Origin of the sequence: Streptococcus sp. DD11, assembly GCF_001578865.1 — a bacterium.
In the GTDB taxonomy this organism is placed as follows: domain Bacteria; phylum Bacillota; class Bacilli; order Lactobacillales; family Streptococcaceae; genus Streptococcus; species Streptococcus panodentis.
This window is the reverse complement of record NZ_KQ969399.1, coordinates 59,392-63,163: the sequence shown is the minus strand read 5'-3', so window position 1 is coordinate 63,163 and position 3,772 is coordinate 59,392. Positions and strand designations below refer to the sequence as shown.

The following is a 3,772-nucleotide window of genomic DNA, read 5'->3' as shown; positions in this document are numbered from 1 at the left end:
GGCAGCTGACAGGGAGCAGAAAAAGAAAAATATCCTTTTCGGACTGATTAGTTTTACTGTCTTAATCCTGACAGCTCTGGCCGGTGCTCTTTGGACTTACGGCTGGAAGGAGACGCCGTTTCTGACCTTATTTGCGCATTATTGGCTAATGGGCATGGTTTGGAATGCGGTTGATCTTTTTCTTGTAGACTGGCTGCTGATCTGCTGCCTGACATCGCCGCTTTTTATCTTTCCGGGAACGGAGCACTGTCAGGGGCATAAAGACTATCTTTTTCATCTGAAAGGGTTCTTCAAGGGCTGTCTGGCAATGAGCTTTGTTGCTCTCCTCTTAGCGGGAGTGACAGCGCTTATTCTGATTTTGATTTAAATGCTGAAAAAGTCCAAGCTGGGCTTTTTCATTTGCTCTGGCAATGGCGGTATCCTTGTTTTGATAATTGGCCGGCCCAAATCCCAGAAATATGGTAAAATAGTTTAGAGATAGGGTGTTTTGCAAATAAAGCACCGGTTGAAAGGAAAATTATGGCAACGATTCAATGGTTTCCAGGCCACATGTCCAAGGCAAGGCGGCAGGTCCAGGAAAATATCAAGTTTGTGGATTTTGTGACGATTTTGGTGGACGCCCGTCTGCCTTTGTCCAGTCAGAATCCTATGCTGACTAAGATTGTGGGGGACAAGCCCAAACTGCTGATTTTAAATAAGGCTGACTTGGCTGATCCAACGATCACCAAAGAATGGCAGCAGTATTTTGAAAGCAGGGGCCTCAAAACCTTGGCCATTAACTCCAAGGAGCAGGCTGCGGTCAAAAAAGTGATAGAGGCCGCTAAGAGTCTGATGGCTGATAAGCTGGCCCGTCAGCGGGAGCGGGGAATTCAGCTGGAAACCCTGCGAACGATGATTATCGGCATTCCCAATGCCGGCAAATCCACACTCATGAACCGGCTGGCCGGCAGGAAAATCGCTGTTGTGGGCAATAAACCCGGTGTGACAAAAGGCCAGCAGTGGCTTAAGTCCAATAAAGATCTGGAAATTCTGGATACGCCCGGCATTCTCTGGCCTAAGTTTGAAGACGAGACAGTAGCGCTCAAACTGGCTCTGACCGGCGCCATCAAGGACAATCTCCTGCCCATGGATGAGGTGACGATTTTCGGACTCAATTATTTTAAGGAGCATTATCCTGAGGAGCTGCAGGCCCGCTTTCGGCAGATGAACTTAGAGGAAGCAGCACCTGAAATCATCATGGCCATGACGCAAACATTAGGCTTCCGTGATGATTATGACCGTTTTTACAGCCTTTTTGTCAAGGAAGTACGGGACGGCAAGCTGGGGCGCTATTCACTGGACAGGCTGGGAGAATCACATGACAACAATTAAGGAGATTCAGGAAGTCTTAGCCAACATTAGGAACATCAAGGACCCTAAACTTGCGGAGTTAGCTCAGGACCAGCGGGCAGGCGTACAGAAGGCGGTTGCCAAGCGGCAGCGGGAAATTCAGGCTGCGCTCGATGAAGAAGCGCGTTTGGAGAAGATGCTGCGCTGTGAGAAAGAACTGTATGCTCAGGGTTTTCAGGCGGTTGCCGGGATTGATGAGGTCGGCCGCGGTCCGCTGGCCGGACCGGTCTTAGCAGCAGCGGTCATTCTGCCCCAAAACTGCAAAATAAAAGGGCTGAACGACAGCAAGAAAATTCCCAAAAAGAAGCATGAGGAACTCTATCAGGCGGTTATGGATCAGGCTGTGGCCGTTGGTATCGGCTATGTGGATAACGAGATGATTGACAAAGTCAACATCTACGAAGCGACCAAGCTGGCGATGATGAAGGCTGTCGGAAAGCTGGCGGTCCGGCCCGATTATCTGCTCATTGATGCCATGAGGCTGGAGCTTGATTTGCCCCAGCAGTCCATCATCAAAGGGGATGCCAATTCCCTGTCTATTGCGGCCGCATCGATTGTGGCCAAGGTCACTCGGGATCGCCTGATGGCAGACTGCGATCAACAATTTCCCGGCTACGACTTTGCTCACAATGCCGGCTATGGGACCAAGCTTCACTTGCAGGGGCTCAAAAAACTAGGGGTGAGCCCCATCCACCGCAGGACATTTGAGCCTGTCAAATCCATGCTGAAAAAGAGTCAGCCGCAAGAGGTGAGAAATGCTGATAAGTAAAGTCTTAAATAATAATGTTGTGATTTCAGAAGAAGAGCAGGAAGAAGTGATTCTCATGGGGCGGGGGCTGGCATTTGGCCGCAAGGCCGGTGATGAAATCCCAGATCAGCTGATTGAGAAAAAGTATGTCTTAAGTCAAAACAAGCGCCAGTTATTGCTGGAACTGCCGCCGGAAATCATGGAAATGGCAGATGAGGTCATTTCTTTTGCGCGGGAAAAGCTTCAGAAAAGGATGAAGGACAGTGCCTTTCTGTCGATGGCTGATCACATGCACGGAGTCGTGCTGCGCTTGGAAGATGAACTGTATCTGAAAAATTTCCTTACATGGGATATTAAACGCTTTTTTCCAGCTGAGTTTGAGGTTGGCAGGTATGCCAGCGGTCTGCTCAGCAATTACTTGGGCAGGGAGCTGCCGGACGATGAAGCGGCCTTTATGGCCCTGACTCTGGTCAATGCTGAGCTGGACAGCGGTGCTGGAGCGGCGCGTGATTTGACTATGCTGATGGAAGAAATCCTGACGATTGTCAAGTACAGTCTGGAAATATCCTTGGACGAGGAAAATATCTATGTTGAGCGCTTTATGACCCATCTTAAATTTTTCTGTGAGCGGGTGCTGACCGACAGCGGCCACCGCGATCTGGGAGACAATGAGATGTTTGAGATGCTGAAAGTCAAGTATCCCTTGGCCTATGAAACGACCAGAAGGATTGCAGAATTTCTCAAACAGACCCGAGATTATGATACCTCAGATGATGAACAGCTTTATCTGACCATCCACCTATCACGAATGAAAAGGAGAATGCCATGAGAACAGAGTACGAAAAGATGACTGCCGGGGAGAGATACCGGCCGCAGGACCCGGAACTGGAGCAATTGGCTCTTCGCTCTAAAGAATTTCAGTATCGCTTTAACGAGGAAAAGGACAGTGCTAAGCGCAAAGCAATCATCAAAGAGTGGTTTGGCAGCACCGGACACAAGGTGTCTATGAAGCCGAACTTGGTCTGTGACTACGGCCTCAACATTCATCTGGGAGAGAATTTTTATTCCAACTGGAATATGACCATGCTGGATGTTTGCCCTATCAGAATCGGAGACAATGCCCTCTTTGGTCCCAACTGTCAGCTCTTAACTCCCCTGCACCCTTTGGATCCAGCCGAGCGCAATTCAGGTATCGAATATGGTGCACCTATTACTATCGGGGATAATTTCTGGGCAGGCGGCGGGGTGACGATCCTGCCAGGCGTGACGCTGGGAGACAATGTTGTGGTCGGAGCCGGTTCGGTCGTGACCAAATCTTTCGGCGACAATGTTGTCTTAGCGGGCAACCCAGCCCGGATCATCAGAGAAATCCCTGTAAAAGACTGAACGGAGGTGGGACGATGACAGATTATTTGGCGATTGATATCGGCGGAACCTTTGTCAAATCTGCTCTTGTATCAGAGCAGGGAGAGATTGGGCAGGTAGAGAAAACTCCGACACCAGAAGCTTTAGAGGATTTTCTGCAGCTGCTGGAAGAGCTGGCTGCGAAAAAAAAGAGGGCAGATTGCCGGAGTGGCTCTTTCCTGTCCGGGGAAAATCGATCCAGCCAGCGGCTATGTTTTTGTCGGCGGTTCT

5 protein-coding genes and 1 pseudogene are annotated in these 3,772 nt (G+C 49.7%); all 6 read left to right on the top strand.

Going from position 1 to position 3,772, the window contains the following annotated elements:
• A partial coding sequence (locus tag STRDD11_RS13790) for a hypothetical protein (RefSeq protein WP_164828507.1) occupies positions 1 to 367 on the top strand: 367 nt, incomplete at its 5' end.
• A gap of 152 nt (positions 368 to 519) precedes the next feature.
• Positions 520 to 1,371: a ribosome biogenesis GTPase YlqF gene (gene ylqF / locus STRDD11_RS13015; RefSeq protein ID WP_128837659.1), complete on the top strand. Its 852-nt coding sequence runs from the start codon at positions 520 to 522 to the stop codon at positions 1,369 to 1,371.
• Positions 1,358 to 2,158, top strand: coding sequence for a ribonuclease HII (locus tag STRDD11_RS13010; protein ID WP_128837658.1), 801 nt, complete (start codon positions 1,358 to 1,360; stop codon positions 2,156 to 2,158). The genes ylqF and STRDD11_RS13010 overlap by 14 nt, the downstream gene beginning before the upstream one ends.
• The gene (locus STRDD11_RS13005) at positions 2,145 to 2,966 is read left to right on the top strand and encodes a PRD domain-containing protein (protein WP_128837657.1); all 822 of its coding nucleotides are present in this window, start codon (positions 2,145 to 2,147) and stop codon (positions 2,964 to 2,966) included. The genes STRDD11_RS13010 and STRDD11_RS13005 overlap by 14 nt, the downstream gene beginning before the upstream one ends.
• Positions 2,963 to 3,523 (top strand): sugar O-acetyltransferase, encoded by a 561-nt coding sequence (locus tag STRDD11_RS13000; protein WP_128837656.1) that lies wholly within the window; start codon positions 2,963 to 2,965, stop codon positions 3,521 to 3,523. The genes STRDD11_RS13005 and STRDD11_RS13000 overlap by 4 nt, the downstream gene beginning before the upstream one ends.
• Before the next feature lie 14 nt (positions 3,524 to 3,537).
• A pseudogene (locus STRDD11_RS13785) lies at positions 3,538 to 3,772 on the top strand (ROK family protein); the annotation flags it as partial.